Annotated in this window: 1 protein-coding gene; it reads left to right on the forward strand. The window is 65.8% G+C overall.

The window, feature by feature from the left end; genetic code table 11:
- Positions 1 to 120: 120 nt before the first annotated feature.
- Positions 121 to 600: a hypothetical protein gene (locus tag ACVOLO_RS18030; protein WP_481571699.1), complete on the forward strand. Its 480-nt coding sequence runs from the start codon at positions 121 to 123 to the stop codon at positions 598 to 600.
- Positions 601 to 733 lie beyond the last annotated feature (133 nt).

The raw sequence follows: 733 nt of genomic DNA on the forward strand, positions 1-733 counted from the left end.
CCCCCCCGGGTCGTACACCGCCGCCCCCCGCCCGCAAGCCCCACCCCCCAAACCCCCCCAACCCCCGCCGGGGGCCGCTAACCCCCCCCCCCCCGGCGGTTTTTGAACGCCATGCCCGACCTGACCACTGCCGATACTGCCAACGACATCCTGTGTGTGGGGGATATCCACTGGGATGATGCGGCCGCCCTGCTCGCCCGCCACGGCCTGCGTCTCAACCACGTTGCCGCCGGCGAGAAGATTCCCGGCAGTTACTGGGGCGAGCCCGAAGCCGGCATCATTGCCTGCGATGTGTATGTGCGCGACGACACGCCCGTCCATTCCATGCTGCATGAGTCGTGTCATCTGATCGTGCTGCCACCGGAGCGGCGCGCGCAGGTGCATACCGATGCGACCGACTCGGTGCCCGAGGAAGATGCCACCTGCTATCTGCAGATTGTGCTGGCCGGGCAATTGCCGGGCGTTGGCAGCGCACGCTTGATGGCCGACATGGATGCGTGGGGTTACACGTATCGACTGGGTTCGACACAGGCGTGGTTCGAGCAGGACGCGGAGGATGCGCGGTGTTGGTTGATTGAGCGGGAGTTGCTGCCGGGTTGAGTGCTCAGGGGTTTTTAGCAAAAAAGCAAAAGCTACCCCTCCCCGGCCCTCCCCTTGCCTGGCGGCAAAGGGAGGGGGAACTTCTGGCGAGCTGTCAGATTGATGAGCGCCCGCGTCTGCGCCCTCCCTTTGC

The organism is Stenotrophomonas sp. STEN056 (assembly GCF_056759635.1).